Genomic DNA, 17,153 nt, shown 5'->3' with positions numbered 1-17,153 from the left:
GGAACGACCCCATGACCGCATCCAACCCCAAGCTGATCACCGAAGCGCACCTCGAGGCGCCCGACGATTTCTACGAGGCGCTGATCGACGCGCACCAGGGCCTGAGCACTGAAGAGAGCAACGCCTACAACGCGCGCCTCGTGCTGGTGCTGGCCAACCACATAGGCTCGCTGGCCGTGCTGCGCGAAGCGCTCGCGGCTGCCAGGTAGGCAGACGAATGCCGACAGCCGGACGCCGGGAGCGTGAAAAGGCAAAGGAAGTCTTTGCAATTCCTTCTGCGTCCTTTGCGAAACCTTCGCGCCCTCTGCGTCCCGAGCCCGCCTTCCTCCCCAATTCAAGTCAATCCATGAGGACCCAATGACCGCCGCAACCTCCTCCACCGAGCGCCGCTACCAGAGCGGCTTCGGCAACGAATACGCCTCCGAGGCCGTGCCCGGCGCACTGCCGCAGGGCCGCAACAACCCGCAGCGCGGGCCTTTCGACCTGTACACCGAGCTGATCTCCGGCACCGCCTTCACCGCGCCGCGCCACGAGAACCGCCGCACATGGCTGTATCGCCGCCAGCCCTCGGTGGTCTCGGGCCGCTACCAGCCGTATGCGCAGCCGCTGTGGACCACCGGCGCCGACCGCGAGATCGCGCTGCCGCCCGAGCCCCTGCGCTGGCACCCGCAGCCGCTGGACGAAGCGGCCGCCAAGGCCGACTTCATCGACGGCATGCGCACCATCGCGGCCAACGGCGACGCCGAGGCGCAGACGGGCGTGGGCTCGCTGATGTACCTGGCGGGCCGCTCGATGGAGCGCCGCGCCTTCGTCAACGCCGACGGCGAGATGCTGGTGGTGCCGCAGCAGGGCCGCCTCGTCATCACCACCGAGCTGGGCGTGCTCGACGTGAAGCCCGGCGAGATCGCCGTGCTGCCCCGCGGCATGGCCTTCAAGGTGGCGCTGCCCGACGGCCTCTCGCGCGGCTACGTCTGCGAGAACTACGGCGCGCACTTCCGCCTGCCGGAGCTGGGCCCCATCGGCTCGAACGGCCTGGCCAATGCACGCGACTTCCAGGCGCCGGTGGCGGCCTTCGAGACGGAAGAAGGCGGCTACGAGATCGTCAAGAAGTTCGGCGGCCGCTTCTGGCAGGCGCCGATGAAGCAGTCGCCCTTCAACGTGGTGGCCTGGCACGGCAACCTCTCGCCGGTGAAGTACGACACGGCTCACTTCATGGTGATCGGCTCCATCAGCTTCGACCATCCCGATCCGTCGATCTTCACCGTGCTGACCTCGCCCAGCGACACGCCCGGCACGGCCAACTGCGACTTCGTGATCTTCCCGCCGCGCTGGATGGTGATGGAGAACACCTTCCGTCCGCCGTGGTTCCACCGCAACCTCATGAGCGAGTTCATGGGCCTGGTGCTGGGCGAGTACGACGCCAAGCCGGGCGGCTTCAAGCCCGGCGGCGCGAGCCTGCACAACTGCATGGTGCCCCACGGCCCCGACGAGGAAGCCTTCGACAAGGCCACCCACGCCGACCTGAAGCCGCACAAGCTGGACAACACGCTGGCCTTCATGTTCGAGAGCCGCTACCGCTTCATCCCGACGAACTTCGCGCTGAAGAGCCCGGCGCTGGACACCGACTACGCCGACTGCTGGGCCGGCCTCAAGGATCAATTCAAGAAATGAAGCCCACCCCCGTTTCTTGCTCACTTCGTGTAGCCGAATCCCCCCTCGAGGGGGCGACACCAGCGGCCCGGCAAAGCCGGTTCCGCGGTGTCTCCCGAATGGTCTTCGCTTCGCTCGCCGTTGCCGCGAGCGTCACGCTCGTTTCGCCGGTCACAGCGTTTGCTGCGGACTTCCCCTCAAAGCCCATCCGCTTCATCGTGCCCTACACCCCCGGCGGCACCACCGACCTGGTGGCGCGCACCGTGGGCCAGAAGGTGTCGGAGAAGCTGGGCCAGCCGGTGCTGATCGACAACCGCGGCGGCGCGGGCGGCAACATCGGCATGGATGCGGTGGCCAAGGCCGCGCCCGACGGCTACACCATCGGCTTCGGCGCGATCTCGACCAATGCGCTGAACCCGCACATCTACAAGTCGATGGCCTTCGATCCGCGCAAGGACTTCACCGCCATCAGCCTGCTGGGCACGTCGACCATCGTGCTCGAAGTGCCGGCGGCTTCGGCCATCAAGTCGGTGCCCGACCTGATCGCCGCGGCGAAGAAGAACCCAGGCCTGCCCTACGCCACCGCGGGCGCCGGCACCTCGATGAACCTGGCGGGCGTGATGTTCGCGCAGATGACCGGCACCGAGCTCGTGCACGTCGCCTACAAGGGCAGCGGCCCGGCCATCACCGACATGCTGGGCAACAACATCGGCGTGATGTTCGACAACCTGCCGGCCTCGCTGCCGCACATCCAGGCCGGCAAGCTGCGCGCGCTGGCGGTGGCGGGCCCGACGCGCTCTCCCTCGCTGCCCGACGTGCCGACCATGGCCGAGGCGGGCCTGAAGGGCTACGCGCTGGAGCCGTGGTTCGGCGTGTACGGGCCGGCGAAGCTGCCGGCGCCGGTCGTGAAGGCACTGAACGAGGCTTTCGTGGAAGCGCTCGCGATGCCCGACGTGAAGGCCAAGCTGGCGCAGGCCGGCTTCTCCCCGCGCGGCTCGACCGCGCAGGAGCTCGCGACGCTGACCGAGACCGAATACAAGCGCCTCGGCGAAGTCGCCAAGAAAGCGGGCATGACCGCGGAGTGAAGCTCGCCCCCAGGCTCGCCCACTTCGTGTGGCCGCCAACCCCCTTCCGGGGGCGACACCTGCGGCGCGGCGAAGCCGGTTCCGCGGTGTTCCCTGAAAAAGTCCGGACTCTTCTGAACATCTACTTGAAAGACACCCATGACCGCACTGAACGCCACCCATGACCCGAAGCTGCGCAGCTGGGTCGCATCGGCCAACGAGGCCGGCACCGACTTCCCGATCCAGAACCTGCCCTTCGGCCGCTTCCGCACCGCCGGCAGCAGCGAAGACTTCCGCATCGGCGTCGCCATCGGCGACCAGGTGCTGGACCTGCGCGCCACGGGCCTGATCGACACCGACGACATGAACGTGCTGATGAACGCCGGCACGAAGGAACGCCAGGCGCTGCGCGCCGCCATCTCCGCCGGCCTCGCCGAAGGCAGCGACAGGCAGGCCGCCTGGTCGAAGGCGCTGCTGCCGCAGGCCAGGGCCGAGATGACCGTGCCCTGCCGCATCGGCGACTACACCGACTTCTACACAGGCATCCACCACGCGACCACCATCGGCAAGCTGTTCCGCCCCGACCAACCGCTGATGCCCAACTACAAGTGGGTGCCCATCGGCTACCACGGCCGTGCCTCGTCCATCGGCGTGAGCGGCCAGGTCTTCAAGCGCCCGAACGGCCAGACCAAGGCGCCCGACGCGGCCGAGCCGACATTCGGCCCGTCGAAGCGGCTGGACTACGAGCTGGAACTGGGCTTCTTCATCGGCCGCGGCAACGTGCAGGGCGAACCCATCGCCATCGCCGACGCCGAGGAGCACCTGTTCGGCGTGACGCTGCTCAACGACTGGTCGGCACGCGACCTGCAGGCCTGGGAATACCAGCCGCTCGGCCCCTTCCTGTCGAAGAACTTCGCAAGCACGCTGTCGCCGTGGCTCGTGACGATGGAGGCGCTGGCGCCCTTCCGCTCGAAGTTCGAACGCCCCGCGGGCGACCCGCAGCCGCTGCCGTATCTCGACTCGGCCGCCAACCGCGAGAGCGGCGCGCTCGACATCACGGTCGAGGTGCTGCTGCAGACCGCGAAGATGCGCGCCGAGGGCGTGGCGCCCGTGCGCCTCACGCGCGGCAGCGTCGCCGAAGCCGCCTACTGGACCGCCGCGCAGCTCGTCGCGCACCACACGGTGAACGGCTGCAACCTGCAGCCGGGCGACATGCTGGGCTCGGGCACGCTCTCGGGCCCGAAGCCCGACGAGGCGGGCTCGCTGATCGAGCTGACGCAGGGCGGCAAGCAGCCGATCACGCTGCCGAACGGCGAGAAGCGCACCTTCCTGGAAGACGGCGACACGCTGGTGATCCGCGGGTATTGCGAGCGCCTGGGCGCGGTGCGGATCGGGCTGGGCGAGGTTTCCGGCACCGTCGTCTGAGGGGCTTTTTTTCCTCTCCCCAAGGGGAGAGGGAGCAAGACATCAGGGCGCGGTGGCGGGCGTGGCCGACGCAGCCGGCCAGGCCACCTCGCTCGCCACGCGCGGCTTGCCGATCGGCGCGGTCGCCTTGCCGATCTTGATGGCGGCCATGTCGGCCTCGCTCGGGTATTGGTCGGCGAGCCAGTAGTCGAACACCCGGCGCGCGATGGGCGCGGCCGCGCCGGCGCCCCAGCCTGCGTTCTCCACGATCACCGCCAGGGCGATCTTCGGGTCGTTCACCGGCGCGTAGGCCATGAACAGGGCGTGGTCCCGCTGGTGCTCCTCGAGCGCGCGCGCGTTGTACTTGGTGTTCTGGCCCATCGACACGGCCTGCGCCGTACCCGTCTTGCCGGCCGCCTGGTAGCTCGCGCCTGCGAACACGCCGCGCGCAGTGCCGCTGGTGACCACGCTCGTCAGGCCCTCGCGGATCACCGCGATGTTGGCGGCCGTGAAGCCCAGGTTCTCCGCGGCGGGCTGCGGCAGGGGCACCACGTTGCCGCTGACGGTGTCGCGCGTGGCCAGCGCGAGGTGGGGCTTGTGCTTGAGGCCGCCATTGGCGATGGTGGCGGTGGCCTGTGCCAGCTGCAGCATGGTGAAGTTGTTGTAGCCCTGGCCGATGCCCAGCGAGATGGTCTCGCCCGCGTACCACTTCTTCTGCTCGGGGCGCTTGTAGGTGTTGCGCTTCCACTCGGTGCTGGGCAGCACGCCGCGCACCTCGCCGCCGAGGTCGATGCCGGTGATCTGGCCGAAGCCCAGCGGCTTCATGAAGTCGTGGATCATGTCCACGCCCATCTCGTTGGCCAGCGAGTAGTAGTAGATGTTGCTCGACAGCTGGATCGAGCGGCGCATGTCGACGCCGCCCAGGTTGCCTTCGGGACTGCCGAAGCGGTGGCCGCCGAAGTTGAAGTAGCCCGGGTCGTTCACCACCACGCTGGGGCCGCGCTTGCCGGTCTGCAGCGCCGCCAGCGCCATGAAGGGCTTGTAGGTGGAGCCCGGCGGGTAGGTGCCGCGCAGGGCGCGGTTCAGCAGCGGCTTGTCGATGGACTCGGTGAGCGCCGCCCAGCTCTCGTTGTCGATGCCTTCGACGAAGAGGTTCGGGTCGAAGGTGGGCTTGCTCACGAAGGCGAGGATCTCGCCGGTCTTGGGGTCGATGGCCACCAGCGCGCCGCGGCGGTCTCCGTACATGTCCTCCACCAGCTTCTGCAGCTTGATGTCGAGCGACAGCATGACCGTGTTGCCCGGCGTGGCCGGATGGCTGGCGAGGCGGCGCACGGCGCGGCCGCCGGCGGAAGTCTCCATCTGCTCCACGCCGGTCTGGCCGTGCAGCGTCTTCTCGTAGCTCTGTTCGATGCCGAGCTTGCCGATGTAGTCGGTGCCCTTGTAGTTGGCCTGGTCCTCCTCGTCCCAGTCCTCCATCGCGGTCTTCTCGCGCTGGTTGATGCGGCCGATGTAGCCCAGCACGTGCGAGGCGAGCTCGCCCTGCGGGTAGTTGCGGAACAGGCGCGCCTTGATCTCCACGCCCGGGAAGCGGTAGCGCTGGGCAGCGAAGCGGGCGACTTCCTCGTCGCTCAGGCGGGTGCGGATCGGGATGGAGTCGAAGCTGCGCGAGTCCTCGCGCAGGCGCTTGAAGCGGCGGCGGTCGCGCGGCGAGATCTCCAGCACCTGCGTGAGGCTGTCGATGGTCTCCTCGACGTCGCCCACCTTCGAGGGCGTGATCTCCAGCGTGTAGGCCGAGTAGTTGGAGGCCAGCACGATGCCGTTGCGATCGAGGATGAGCCCCCGGTTCGGCACCACCGGCACCACCGCCGTGCGGTTGCTCTCGGCCTGCTCGGCCAGGTCCTCGTGGCGCGTGACCTGCAGATAGACCAGCCGCGCGCACAGCAGCCCGAATGCGAAGAGCACCGCCAGGCCGATGACGATGACGCGGCGCTTGAAGCGCGCGAGATCGGCGGCGACGTTGCGGATTTCGGTCATGGCGATGGGAGCTTAGGCGCGTGCAGGTGCGAAGGCAAATGGGAGCCGAATGCCGCACGAAAGCAGGACGGATTGACTGGGGGACACCGCGGAAAGGGCTTTGCCCGGCCGCCGGCGTTGCCCCCGGCGAGGGGGTTGGCGAAGCGACACGAAGTGCGAGGAGCCTGTGGGAGAACTCATAGCGGACGGTTCTCGTCCGGTTCCGGGGTGCGGCGTTGAGGGGCCAGCAACAGCGCGGTCGCCAGGGGCCACAGCGCCGCCTCGATGGCCGGCGATGCCAGCACCGTCCAGCCCGGGAACACGCCGCCGCCGATCATCCGCGTGACCACTTCGATCAGCTGCGAGAGCGCGAAGAGCGGAAGCACCTGCAGCGCCTGCGAGGCCACCGGATACCACAGCAGCCGCCGGTGGATGGTGATCGCGAAGAAGCCCAGCGTGGTGTAGGACAGCGCATGCTGGCCCAGCATCGACGACTGGTGCACGTCCATGCACAGGCCGAACACGAAGGCCGCGCCGATGCCCACGCGCGCGGGCTGGTGCACGCCCCAGAACACGATCACCAGCGCCAGCAGGTCGGGCATCCAGACGGCGCGGCCGATCGGGATCATGTTGATGAGCAGCGCCACCACGAGGCTGCTCCACATGAAGACGGGGCTGACGGGCAGCAGCAACTGCTGCTGGCCTGGACGCTTGATCATGGGCGTGCTCCCGGCTTCTTCTCGTTCTTGCCCGCGCCCGGCTTGCCCTCGGGGCGCTTGCGCTGGGTGACGGCGGGCTGCGCGGGCGGCGGCGCGGCAGGCGTGCCCGTGGGTTCGAGCACCAGCACGTAGCGCGCGGCCGTCACATGGGCCAGCGGCACACAGTAGATGCGGGCGAAGGCGGAATCGGCGCGCCGCTCGATGCGCTCGATCTTCGCCACCGGCAGGCCGGCGGGGTAGATGCCGTCGACGCCGCTGGTGGAGAGCAGGTCGCCCTCCTGCAGGTCGGCGTTGGCGGCCATGAAGCGAAGCTCCAGCCCGCCGCCGTGCGCCGAGGCGTCGCCGAAGGCCACGCTGCGCACGCCGGTGCGGGTGTTCTGCACGGGAATGGAAAGGTCGCGGTCGATCACCAGCGTGACCTCGCTCGTGAAGGGCAGCACCTGCGTGACCTGCCCGAGCACGCCGCGCGCGTCGATCACCGGCGAACCGGGCTGCACGCCCTGGGCCATGCCCTGGTCGACGACGATCTTGCGGGTGTAGGGGTCGGCCGCGTCGTAGAGCACCTCGGCCGCGCGCCCGGGCGTGGTGGTGGTCTGGCGCAGCTCGAGCAGCTCGCGCAGGCGCGCGTTGTCCTGCGCCAGGGTGTCGGCCTGCGCGGCGCGCTCCGCCTGCGCGATCAGCGCCTTGCGGGCGTCGTCCTCGTTGCGCTGGGCAGTCTGCAGGTCCTCGAAGTAGCGCCCGCCGCCGAGCACCGCCTGCACCGGCTTCAGCGCCACCCACTGCACCGGATAGAGCACGGCCCCGATGGCCGCGCGGATCGGCTGCACGATGTGGAAGCGCGCGTCGGCCACCATGAGGAACAGGGAGAGCGCGCCGAAGAAGATCAGCTTGCTGAGTGCCGACTGGCCCTGGTTGAACAGGGGTGGCGCTGTGCGATCGAGCGTGCCCAGGGGCATGAATTCGGCCTAGTTTTCACCGCGCCTTGCGCGAGTTACGGCACAAGAAATTAACACATGACGATGCCAGGAATACCGCGGAACCGGCTTCGCCGGGCCGCTGGTATTGCCCCCTGCAAGGGGGTTGGCGCAGCGACACGAAGTGCGCGAAGCCTGGGGGTGTACCTCGGTTATTCGCTCGTGAAGATGCTGCCCAGGCGGTCCATGCGCTCCAGGGCGATGCCGCAGCCGCGCACCACGCAGGTCAGCGGGTCCTCGGCCACCAGCACCGGCAGGCCGGTTTCCTCGGCCAGCAGGCGGTCGAGGTCGCGCAGCAGCGCGCCGCCGCCGGTCAGCATCATGCCGCGCTCGGCGATGTCGGCGCCCAACTCGGGCGGCGTCTGCTCCAGCGCGTTCTTCACGGCCGAGACGATGTTGTTGAGCGGATCGGTCAGGGCTTCCAGCACTTCGTTGCTGCTGATGGTGAAGCTTCGCGGCACGCCTTCGGAGAGGTTGCGGCCCTTGACTTCCATTTCCTTGACTTCGGAGCCCGGGAAGGCCGAGCCGATGTTCTTCTTGATGACTTCGGCCGTCGGCTCGCCGATCAGCATGCCGTAGTTGCGGCGGATGTAGTTGATGATGGCTTCGTCGAAGCGGTCGCCGCCCACGCGCACGGAGCCCTTGTAGACCATGCCGCCCAGCGAGATCACGCCCACCTCGGTGGTGCCGCCGCCGATGTCCACCACCATCGAGCCCGAGGCCTCGCTGACGGGAAGGCCGGCGCCGATGGCCGCGGCCATGGGTTCCTCGATGAGGTAGACGGAGGTGGCGCCTGCCGCCTCGGCCGCGTCCTTGATGGCGCGACGCTCGACCTGGGTGGAGCCGCAGGGCACGCAGATGATGATGCGCGGGCTCGGCGTGAGCAGCGTGCGCGGGTGCACCATCTTGATGAACTGCTTGATCATCTGCTCGGTGATCACGAAGTCGGCGATCACGCCGTCCTTCATCGGGCGGATCGCCTCGATGTTGCCGGGCACCTTGCCCAGCATCGCCTTGGCCTCGCGGCCGACGGCCTGGATCACCTTCTTGCCATGCGGACCGCCTTCGTGGCGGATGGCGACGACCGAAGGCTCGTCGAGCACGATGCCCTTGTTGCGGGCGAATATCAGGGTGTTGGCGGTGCCGAGGTCGATCGCAAGGTCGGTGGAGAAATACCGACGGAAAGCTCCAAACATGTGCGGAATCCTCTGAGCACGGCCTGCGCGTCGGCAGGTCGTCGCTCTATTTTTTGGGTCGTTTGATGGGGTGAATTGATCGTTTTTGGCGCAAAAGCCGGCGCGTTCGCGGGGGTTGCGGCAAAGGCGGGATAATACCCGAATCCCCTCTGATTCCCGTATTAGCACCGGCTCCGGCGTGCGAATACCTAAGCTTTTCCGGGCCGTTCCGACCTATGTCACTCTCCGCTTCCGATATTGAGCGCATCGCCTCGCTGGCGAGGCTGCAGCTGGCTCCTGATGAAAGCGAGCGCATGCTCAGCCAGATCAACGGCTTTTTCGACCTCGTCGAGCGCATGCGTTCGGTGGACACCACCGGCGTCGAGCCGCTGGCCCACCCCGTCGCCGCCATCGAAGACGTCACGCTGCGCCTGCGCGACGACGTGGTGAGCGAACCGAACAACCGCGAAGCCAACCAGAAGAGCGCCCCGGCCGTCGAAGCCGGCCTGTTTCTCGTGCCCAAGGTAATCGAATGATGAGCAGCAGCGGTGAATTGCACCAATTGAGCGTTGTCGAGCTGGCGAAGGCGCTGGCCGAGCGCAAGGTATCGGCCGTCGAGGCCTCGCAGGCCTTCCTGGGCCGCATGAAGGCGCACGAGGCGCTGGGCACCTTCCTCGACGTGAACGAGGAAGCCACTCTGGCCCAGGCGCGCGCCGCCGACGCCCTCCTCGCCAAGGGCGACGCCCCGGCGCTGGCCGGCGTGCCGATCGCGCACAAGGACATCTTCGTCACCACCGACTTCGCCACCACCGCCGGCTCCAAGATGCTCGCGGGCTACCGCTCGCCCTTCGACGCCACCGTGGTGCGCCGCCTGGCCGATGCCGGCGCGGTCACGCTGGGCAAGCTGAGCTGCGACGAGTTCGCCATGGGCTCGGCCAACGAGAACGTCGCGGTGCCCGCCGTGGGCCACGACAAGGCCGCTCCCGTTCGCAACCCCTGGAACCTCGAACGCATTCCGGGCGGCTCCTCCGGCGCCAGCGCGGCTGCGGTCGCTGCACGGCTGGCTCCCGCCGCCACCGGCACCGACACCGGCGGCTCGATCCGCCAGCCCGCATCGTTCTGCGGCATCACCGGCATCAAGCCCACCTACGGCCGCGCCTCGCGCTACGGCATGGTTGCCTTCGCCTCGAGCCTCGACCAGGCCGGCCCGATGGCCCGCTCGGCCGAAGACTGCGCGCTGCTGCTGTCGGCCTTCTGCGGGCCCGACCTCGACCGCGACTCCACCTCGCTCGACAAGCCGGCCGAGAACTTCGGCCGCTCGCTGAACGACTCGCTCGAAGGCCTGCGCATCGGCGTGCCGAAGGAGTTCTTCGGCGAAGGCGTGGCGCCCGGCGTGCGTGCGGCCATCGACGCGGCGCTCGCGCAGTACGAGAAGCTCGGCGCGAAGCGCGTCGAGGTCACGCTGCCGCGCACCGAGCTGTCGATTCCCGTCTACTACATCCTTGCCGCGGCCGAGGCCTCGAGCAACCTGAGCCGCTTCGACGGCGTGAAGTTCGGCCACCGCGCCAAGGACTTCATCGACCCCGCGAGCAAGAAGAGCGCGCTCACGCAGATGTACGAGCGTACGCGCGCCGAAGGCTTCGGCGACGAAGTGAAGCGCCGCATCATGATCGGCACCTACGTGCTCTCGCACGGCTACTACGACGCCTACTACCTGCAGGCGCAGAAGGTGCGCCGCATGATCGCCGACGACTTCCAGCAGGCGTTCAAGCAGTGCGACGTGATCGCCGGCCCCGCGGCGCCGACCACCGCCTGGAAGATCGGCGAGCACGGCGACGACCCGGTGGCCGACTACCTTGCCGACATCTTCACGCTGCCGGCATCGCTGGCCGGCCTGCCCGGCATGAGCGTGCCCGCGGGCTTCGACGGCGGCATGCCCGTGGGCCTGCAGCTGATCGGCAACTACTTCGGCGAAGCGAAGCTGCTGAACGCGGCGCACCGCTTCCAGCAAGCCACCGACTGGCATTCGCGCACGCCGGAGGGCTTTTGAGATGAGCGAGACCGTGAACACATTCGAAGCACAACAACAAGGCCGCCCGACCGGCCCGCTGGTGCGCGGCTATGAAGTCATCATCGGCTTCGAGACGCACGCGCAGCTCTCCACCGCGAGCAAGATCTTCAGCCGCGCCTCCACCGCCTTCGGCGCCGAGCCCAACACGCAGGCCTGCGCGGTCGACCTGGCGCTGCCCGGCACGCTGCCCGTGATGAACAAGGGCGCGGTCGAACGCGCCATCAAGCTCGGCCTGGCGCTGGGCTCGCACATCGCGCCGCGCAGCGTGTTCGCACGCAAGAACTACTTCTATCCCGACCTGCCCAAGGGCTACCAGATCAGCCAGTTCGAGATCCCCGTGGTGCAGGGCGGCGCGGTGTCGTTCTTCGTGGGCGAGGAGCAGAAGACGGTGCGCCTGGTGCGCGCCCACCTCGAGGAGGATGCGGGCAAGTCGCTGCACGAGCACGAGGACTTCGTCGGCCAGAGCGGCATCGACCTGAACCGCGCGGGCACGCCGCTGCTGGAGATCGTGACCGAGCCCGACATGCGCTCCACCGCCGAGGCCGTGGCCTATGCGAAGGAGTTGCACAAGATCGTCACCTGGATCGGCATCTGCGACGGCAACATGCAGGAAGGCAGCTTCCGCTGCGACGCCAACGTGTCGGTGCGCCGCCCCGGCGAGAAGCTCGGCACGCGCCGTGAGATCAAGAACCTGAACAGCTTCAAGTTCATGCAGCAGGCGATCGACTACGAGATCCGCTGGCAGATCGACGAGATCGAGGACGGCCACAAGATCGAGCAGGCCACGGTGCTGTTCGACCCCGACACCGGCGAGACGCGCGCCATGCGCGCCAAGGAAGACTCGGCCGACTACCGCTACTTCCCCGACCCCGACCTGCCGCCGCTGGTGATCGCCGCCGACTGGATCGAGCGCGTGAAGGCCGAGATGCCCGAACTGCCGCGCGCGATGGCCGAGCGCTATGTGCGCGACCACGGGCTGTCGGAATACGACGCCGCGCAGCTCACGCAAAGCGCCGCGCTTGCCGGCTACTTCGACGAAGCCGTGAAGGCAGGCGCCACGCCCAAGCTCGCGAGCAACTGGATCACCGGCGAGATGGCGCGCCGCCTGAACGCCGCCGAGATCGGCATCGAGGCCGCTCCCGTGAAGGCGCAGCAGCTGGCTCAGCTGGTGAAGCGCATCGCCGACGGCACCCTGCCCAACAACGCCGCCCGCCAGGTGTTCGAGGCCCTCTGGACCGGCGAAGGCAGCGACGTCGACGCGATCATCGAGGCCAAGGACCTGAAGCCGATGAACGACGCCGGCGCGCTCGACAAGATCCTCGACGAGGTGATCGCGAAGAACGCGAAGAACGTCGAGGAATACCGCGGCGGCAAGGAGAAGGCACTCAACGCCCTCGTCGGCCAGGTCATGAAGGCCAGCGGCGGCAAGGCGAACCCGGCGCAAGTCACCGAGTTGCTCAAGGCCAAGCTGGCCTGATCGCCCCTCCCCTGTCCTTCGGGAAACACCGCGGAACCGGCTTTGCCGGGCCGCAGGTGTTGCCCCCGACAGGGGGGTTGGCGAAGCGCACGAAGTGCGCGCAGCCTGGGGGGTTACCTGGGACTTCCGCCGTTCTGCGGGGTCCAGAGCGCCTTCAAGCGAATGCGCTCCTCGTCGAAGCGCGCATTCACCCGCTTCTTCTCGTCTTCCTGCTCCGCGATGAAGCGGTTCTGCACCGCCACGCTCTTCGCGTTGTCGTCGATCCTGCGGCGCAGCGCGGCCGGCGCCTTGGTGGGGTCCTGCTTGTAGAACTCCATCTCCTCGTCGATCTTCTTGCGGTCTTCGCCCAGCTCGGAGATGCGTTTCCTCGCCGCTTCCGACACCGCATCGATCTGCGCGAGTGCCTCGGCGCGTTCGCGATCGTGCGTGGCGCTGTTGGGGTAGCGCACCAGCAGGGCACGCTCGCGGCGCCGCTCGTCGGTCTGCCGGGCGGCCACGATCGCGGCTTCGCGGGCACGGTCCTCGCGCTCCTGGAGTTCGCGCGCGGTGTAGGTCGGCTCCAGCTTGCGGCGGGTCGAGCCGCTCGGGTTCAGCTCGCGCTGCTCGCGGTCGTTGCACTCTGCGATCGGGCGGTCGGCCGTCAGCGTGCGGCCGCGGGCGTCGACGCAGGTGTAGATGCCGGCGGAGGCGCCTTCCACTTTCTGCGGTTGCGCTTGCAGAGCGCCGCAGAAAGAGGAAGCCGTGATGAAAAGGGATGCCGCCGCCAGCAGGCGGAACGTTCGGTCGTGATCGTCGCGTGCGCGGTGCATTCGGCGGCCCCGGTTCAGCTGGCGCCGTAGCGCGCGCGGTAGGCCAGCACGCGTTCGCGGTGCGCGCCGAGGTCGGCCGCGGCATCGCCCGAGAGGTAGCTCAGCAGGTCGTCGAGCGTGGCGATGGCGATCACCGACAGGCCGAGCTGGTTGCGCACGTACTGCACGGCGCTGTGGTCCACGTCGACGCCGTTCTCGGTGGCCTTCTCCTGCCGGTCGAGCGCGATGGCCACGGCATGCGGCGTGGCGCCTGCGGCCTCGATGGCGGCGATCGACTCGCGCACCGCAGTGCCGGCGGACATCACGTCGTCGACGATCAGCACGCGGCCCTTGAGCGGCGCACCGACCAGGTTGCCGCCCTCGCCGTGCGCCTTGGCTTCCTTGCGGTTGTAGGCGAAGGGGTAGTTGCGGCCCCGGCGGGCCAGCTCGGCGGCCACCGTGGCGCCCAGCGGGATGCCCTTGTAGGCAGGGCCGAAGATCATGTCGAATTCGAGGCCGCTCTCGATCAGGCGGTCTGCATAGAATCCCGCGAGCCGGGCGATCTTGGCGCCGTCGTCGAAGAGGCCCGAATTGAAGAAGTAGGGACTCATCCGACCGGCCTTGGTCTTGAACTCCCCGAAACGCAGTACGCCGGCATCCAGGGCGAACTGGACGAAATCCTGGGCGATCGCGCTGCTTTTGCTTTTCTCACCATCTACAGCCATCGGAATTCCTTGTGTTCAAACTGACCAGTCTCAATCTCAATGGCCTGCGTTCGGCCGCAACCAAAGGCGTGGCCGACTGGGTGGCCGAACTTGCGCCGGATTGTATTTGCATGCAGGAGATCCGCGTCCAGGCCAGCGACATCGAGGGCCGGTTCGAGGAAATGGCCGGCCTCAAGGGCCATTTCCACTTCGCCGAGAAGAAGGGCTACGCTGGCACCGCCATCTACACCAAGCACGCTCCGAGCCAGGTGGTGGTGGGCTGGGGCGACGCCGAGTTCGACGCCGAGGGCCGGTACCTCGAACTGCGCTTCGACACTCCCAAGCGCAAGTTCTCCGTCATCAGCTGCTACTTCCCGAGCGGCAGCTCGGGCGAGGAGCGGCAGGAAGCCAAGTTCCGCTTCCTCAAGGGCTTCTTCCCGCACCTCGTGGCACTCAAGAAGGAGCGCGAGTTCGTGCTGTGCGGCGACATCAACATCGCCCACAAGGAGATCGACCTGAAGAACTGGCGCGGCAACCAGAAGAACAGCGGCTTCCTCCCCGAGGAGCGCGCCTGGATGACGAAGCTGCTCGACGTCGGCGCCGACGGCGCGGGCCTGGTGGACGTCTACCGCATGCTCAAGCCCGACACCACGGGCGAGGCCTACACCTGGTGGAGCAACCGCGGGCAGGCCTACGCGAACAACGTGGGGTGGCGGCTGGACTACCACCTGGCCACGCCGAAGATCGCGGCGCTGGCGCGCACCGAGCAGATCTACAAGACCGTGAAGTTCAGCGACCACGCGCCGATCACGGTGGACTACGACTTCGAGCTGTAGGCATGTGCGCGCCGCTCAGCGCGACAGCTCCGGCAGCGCCTTTTCCAGCGTAGTCACGAAGGCCTGCATCGCCTCCGTCTCGTACGCCCCGCGCTTGGTGATGCGGTAGAAGTCGAGCCCGACCTTCGGCTTGGTGAGAACGTCGGTGCGCACGCGATGGCGGCGGCAGGCGGCGAGCGCGAAGGTCGGCATCACGGCGGTGCCGAAGCCGGCCTCCACCATCGCGATCAGCGTGCCGAAGAAGTTGAAGGCGGTGCGCTGCGCGTCGGCGCGGCCGATGGCGGCGAGATGCTGGTCGATCACCTTCTGGATCGGATTGCCCGGCGGCAGCCCGACGAGCTCGGCGCCGCGCAACGCCGACCAAGGCGCAGAGCCCACGCCCCCCGGCTCCCCGTCCCCGGCCTCGTCCATCGGCGCCACCCGCATCAGGTGAAAGCGTCCCACCGGCTCGCGCGCCAGTCCCGGCGCCGCCTTGAAGAAGAAGCCCAGCCCCACGTCGGCCTCGCCAGCCGCCACCATCGCCTCCACGTCGCGCAGGTCGGCGTCGAACAGACGCAGGCTCACCTGCGGATGCGCTTCGCGGAAGCTGGCGAACACCTGCGGCAGCAGGTTCGACGACACCAGCGGTGTGGCCGCGATGCGCAGCGTCTGGCGCGCAGCGTCGCCCTCGGCGCCCAGCTCGGCGGCCACGTCGTCGAGGTCGGTCACCATGCGCTCGACCACCGGCAGCAGGCGCCGGCCCGCGGGCGTGAGGCTCACCACGCGCGTGGTGCGGTCGAAGAGGCGGCAGCCCAGCTGCCTTTCCATCTCGCGGATCAGGATGCTGAGTCCGGCCTGCGTGATGTGCGCCTGCTCGGCCGCGCGCGTGAAGTTGCCCACGCGTGCCACCTGCAGGAAGGCGCGCAGCTGGCGGGTCGACAGATTCATATGGATTGATGATAAATCCATATCACATCTAAATTTCCCAAATGATCCTTCTGCGTTCCTAATGCTGGCCGAGACAAAGCAAGCAACGCATCGCAAAGACCGATCATCATGAGCAACGAAGTCATCATCCTGGGCGCCGGCATCGGCGGCCTCACCCTCGCGCTGAGCCTGCACCAGGCCGGCATTCCCTGCCGCGTGTACGAAGCCGTTCCCGAGCTCAGGCCGCTGGGCGTGGGCATCAACCTGCTGCCGCATGCGGTGCGCGAGCTCACCGAACTCGGTCTGCTGGAGGCCCTCGACAAGGTGGGCGTGCGCACGAAGGAAGCGGTGTTCTTCACCGAGCACGGACAGCTGGTCTTCCGCGAGGCCGCGGGCCAGCATGCGGGCTACGACTGGCCGCAGTTCTCCATCCATCGCGGCGACCTGCAGACGGTGCTGTACGAAGAGACGCTGAAGCGCCTCGGCCCCGACAGCGTGGTGTGCGGCCGCCGCTGCACGCACGTGGAGCAGGATGCGGACGGCGTCACCGTGCATTTCGCCGATGCGCCGCCGGTGCGCGGCGCCGTTGCCGTGGGCTGCGACGGCATCCACTCCGCGCTGCGCAAGCAGCTCTATCCGGACGAGGGTGCGCCGCGCTACTCGGGCATCAACATGTGGCGCGGCACCGCGCGCTGGAAGCCTTTTCTGTCCGGCGGCAGCATGGTGCGCGCGGGCTGGCTCTCGGTCGGCAAGATGGTGATCTACCCGATCCGCGACAACATCGACGCCGAGGGCAACCAGCTCGTGAACTGGGTGGCCGAGATCCATGCACCGCAGCCCGCGATGCGCGACTGGAGCCGAACGGGCCGCGTCGAAGACTTCCTGCCGGCCTTCGCCGACTGGCATTTCGACTGGCTCGACGTGCCGGCGCTGATCCTCGCCTCCGACACCATCCTCGAATATCCGATGGTCGACCAGGACCCGCTGCCACGCTGGACGCACGGCCGCCTCACGCTGCTGGGCGACGCCGCGCACCCGATGGTGCCGCGCGGCTCCAACGGCGCGGGGCAGGCCATCATCGACGCGCGCTACCTCGCGGGTGCGCTGAAGAAGATGGGCGTCGGCACGGCCGCGCTCGATGACTACGACCGCGTGCGCGTCAAGGCCACCACCGACGTGGTGCTGACCAACCGCAGCAATCCGCCCGACACCATCCTGCGCGAAGTGTTCGAGCGATCGGGCGGCAAGCGCTTCGACAGCATCGAGGAGGTCGTGCCCGTCGCCGAGCTGCAGGCCATCTCGGACAACTACAAGCGCGTGGCCGGCTACGACCCGGCGGCCCTGAAGGCGCGCGCTTCCTACCTTTGAACAG

The 17,153-nt window shown here is 68.2% G+C and carries 16 protein-coding genes; 9 read left to right on the top strand and 7 right to left on the bottom strand.

Translation table 11 applies throughout. The features are described 5' to 3' along the window. The first annotated feature begins 11 nt into the window (after nucleotides 1-11). The 4 genes from G369_RS0118025 to fahA all read left to right on the top strand — a co-directional run bounded on the left by G369_RS0118025 (nucleotide 12) and on the right by fahA (nucleotide 4,139). Complete coding sequence (locus G369_RS0118025) at nucleotides 12-209, top strand: DUF2783 domain-containing protein (protein ID WP_019655419.1); 198 nt, start codon at nucleotides 12-14, stop codon at nucleotides 207-209. Between the two features lie 148 nt (nucleotides 210-357). Further along, on the top strand, nucleotides 358-1,671 hold the full coding sequence (gene hmgA, locus G369_RS0118020; RefSeq protein ID WP_019655418.1) for a homogentisate 1,2-dioxygenase: 1,314 nt from the start codon (nucleotides 358-360) through the stop codon (nucleotides 1,669-1,671). A gap of 98 nt (nucleotides 1,672-1,769) precedes the next feature. Continuing rightward, nucleotides 1,770-2,735 (top strand): Bug family tripartite tricarboxylate transporter substrate binding protein, encoded by a 966-nt coding sequence (locus G369_RS0118015; protein WP_019655417.1) that lies wholly within the window; start codon nucleotides 1,770-1,772, stop codon nucleotides 2,733-2,735. Between the two features lie 138 nt (nucleotides 2,736-2,873). After that, a complete protein-coding gene (fahA, locus tag G369_RS0118010; RefSeq protein WP_019655416.1) occupies nucleotides 2,874-4,139 on the top strand; it encodes a fumarylacetoacetase in 1,266 nt (421 codons plus the stop codon). Nucleotides 4,140-4,181: 42 nt separating this feature from the next. On the opposite strand, the gene mrdA is transcribed toward fahA, so the two are convergent. The 4 genes from mrdA to G369_RS0117990 all read right to left on the bottom strand — a co-directional run bounded on the left by mrdA (nucleotide 4,182) and on the right by G369_RS0117990 (nucleotide 9,020). After that, nucleotides 4,182-6,152: a penicillin-binding protein 2 gene (mrdA, locus tag G369_RS0118005; RefSeq protein ID WP_019655415.1), complete on the bottom strand. Its 1,971-nt coding sequence runs from the start codon at nucleotides 6,150-6,152 to the stop codon at nucleotides 4,182-4,184. A 176-nt stretch (nucleotides 6,153-6,328) separates the two neighbouring features. Further along, the gene (gene mreD, locus G369_RS0118000) at nucleotides 6,329-6,850 is read right to left on the bottom strand and encodes a rod shape-determining protein MreD (protein ID WP_019655414.1); all 522 of its coding nucleotides are present in this window, start codon (nucleotides 6,848-6,850) and stop codon (nucleotides 6,329-6,331) included. Next, entirely contained in the window at nucleotides 6,847-7,806 is a 960-nt protein-coding gene (gene mreC, locus G369_RS0117995; RefSeq protein ID WP_019655413.1) for a rod shape-determining protein MreC, read from the bottom strand. The genes mreD and mreC overlap by 4 nt, the downstream gene beginning before the upstream one ends. 170 nt (nucleotides 7,807-7,976) lie before the next feature. Then, nucleotides 7,977-9,020 (bottom strand): rod shape-determining protein, encoded by a 1,044-nt coding sequence (locus G369_RS0117990; protein WP_007833435.1) that lies wholly within the window; start codon nucleotides 9,018-9,020, stop codon nucleotides 7,977-7,979. A 215-nt stretch (nucleotides 9,021-9,235) separates the two neighbouring features. Here G369_RS0117990 and gatC point away from each other — a divergent pair, with 215 nt between their 5' ends. The 3 genes from gatC to gatB are packed head-to-tail and all read left to right on the top strand — an operon-like array spanning nucleotide 9,236 to nucleotide 12,547. Next, a complete protein-coding gene (gene gatC, locus G369_RS0117985) occupies nucleotides 9,236-9,535 on the top strand; it encodes an Asp-tRNA(Asn)/Glu-tRNA(Gln) amidotransferase subunit GatC (protein ID WP_019655412.1) in 300 nt (99 codons plus the stop codon). Next, nucleotides 9,535-11,049, top strand: a complete 1,515-nt coding sequence (gatA, locus tag G369_RS0117980; RefSeq protein ID WP_019655411.1) for an Asp-tRNA(Asn)/Glu-tRNA(Gln) amidotransferase subunit GatA — start codon at nucleotides 9,535-9,537, stop codon at nucleotides 11,047-11,049. The genes gatC and gatA overlap by 1 nt, the downstream gene beginning before the upstream one ends. A gap of 1 nt (nucleotide 11,050) precedes the next feature. Further along, nucleotides 11,051-12,547, top strand: coding sequence for an Asp-tRNA(Asn)/Glu-tRNA(Gln) amidotransferase subunit GatB (gatB, locus tag G369_RS0117975; protein ID WP_019655410.1), 1,497 nt, complete (start codon nucleotides 11,051-11,053; stop codon nucleotides 12,545-12,547). A gap of 113 nt (nucleotides 12,548-12,660) precedes the next feature. On the opposite strand, the gene G369_RS0117970 is transcribed toward gatB, so the two are convergent. Next, entirely contained in the window at nucleotides 12,661-13,245 is a 585-nt protein-coding gene (locus tag G369_RS0117970; RefSeq protein ID WP_244164346.1) for a DUF4124 domain-containing protein, read from the bottom strand. A 125-nt stretch (nucleotides 13,246-13,370) separates the two neighbouring features. After that, nucleotides 13,371-14,060, bottom strand: coding sequence for an orotate phosphoribosyltransferase (pyrE, locus tag G369_RS0117965; protein WP_019655408.1), 690 nt, complete (start codon nucleotides 14,058-14,060; stop codon nucleotides 13,371-13,373). Nucleotides 14,061-14,071: 11 nt separating this feature from the next. Here pyrE and G369_RS0117960 point away from each other — a divergent pair, with 11 nt between their 5' ends. Next, nucleotides 14,072-14,875 (top strand): exodeoxyribonuclease III, encoded by an 804-nt coding sequence (locus tag G369_RS0117960; protein WP_019655407.1) that lies wholly within the window; start codon nucleotides 14,072-14,074, stop codon nucleotides 14,873-14,875. 15 nt (nucleotides 14,876-14,890) lie between these two features. On the opposite strand, the gene G369_RS0117955 is transcribed toward G369_RS0117960, so the two are convergent. Next, complete coding sequence (locus G369_RS0117955; protein WP_019655406.1) at nucleotides 14,891-15,802, bottom strand: LysR family transcriptional regulator; 912 nt, start codon at nucleotides 15,800-15,802, stop codon at nucleotides 14,891-14,893. A gap of 108 nt (nucleotides 15,803-15,910) precedes the next feature. Between G369_RS0117955 and G369_RS0117950 the strand changes: the two genes are divergently transcribed. Beyond that, nucleotides 15,911-17,149 (top strand): flavin-dependent oxidoreductase, encoded by a 1,239-nt coding sequence (locus G369_RS0117950; RefSeq protein ID WP_019655405.1) that lies wholly within the window; start codon nucleotides 15,911-15,913, stop codon nucleotides 17,147-17,149. The last annotated feature ends 4 nt before the right edge of the window (nucleotides 17,150-17,153 follow it).

The organism is Variovorax atrisoli 110B (assembly GCF_000382045.1).
Lineage (GTDB): Bacteria > Pseudomonadota > Gammaproteobacteria > Burkholderiales > Burkholderiaceae_C > Variovorax > Variovorax atrisoli.
The sequence above is the reverse complement of the archived record's forward strand: the minus strand, read 5'-3'. Positions and strand labels throughout refer to the sequence as shown.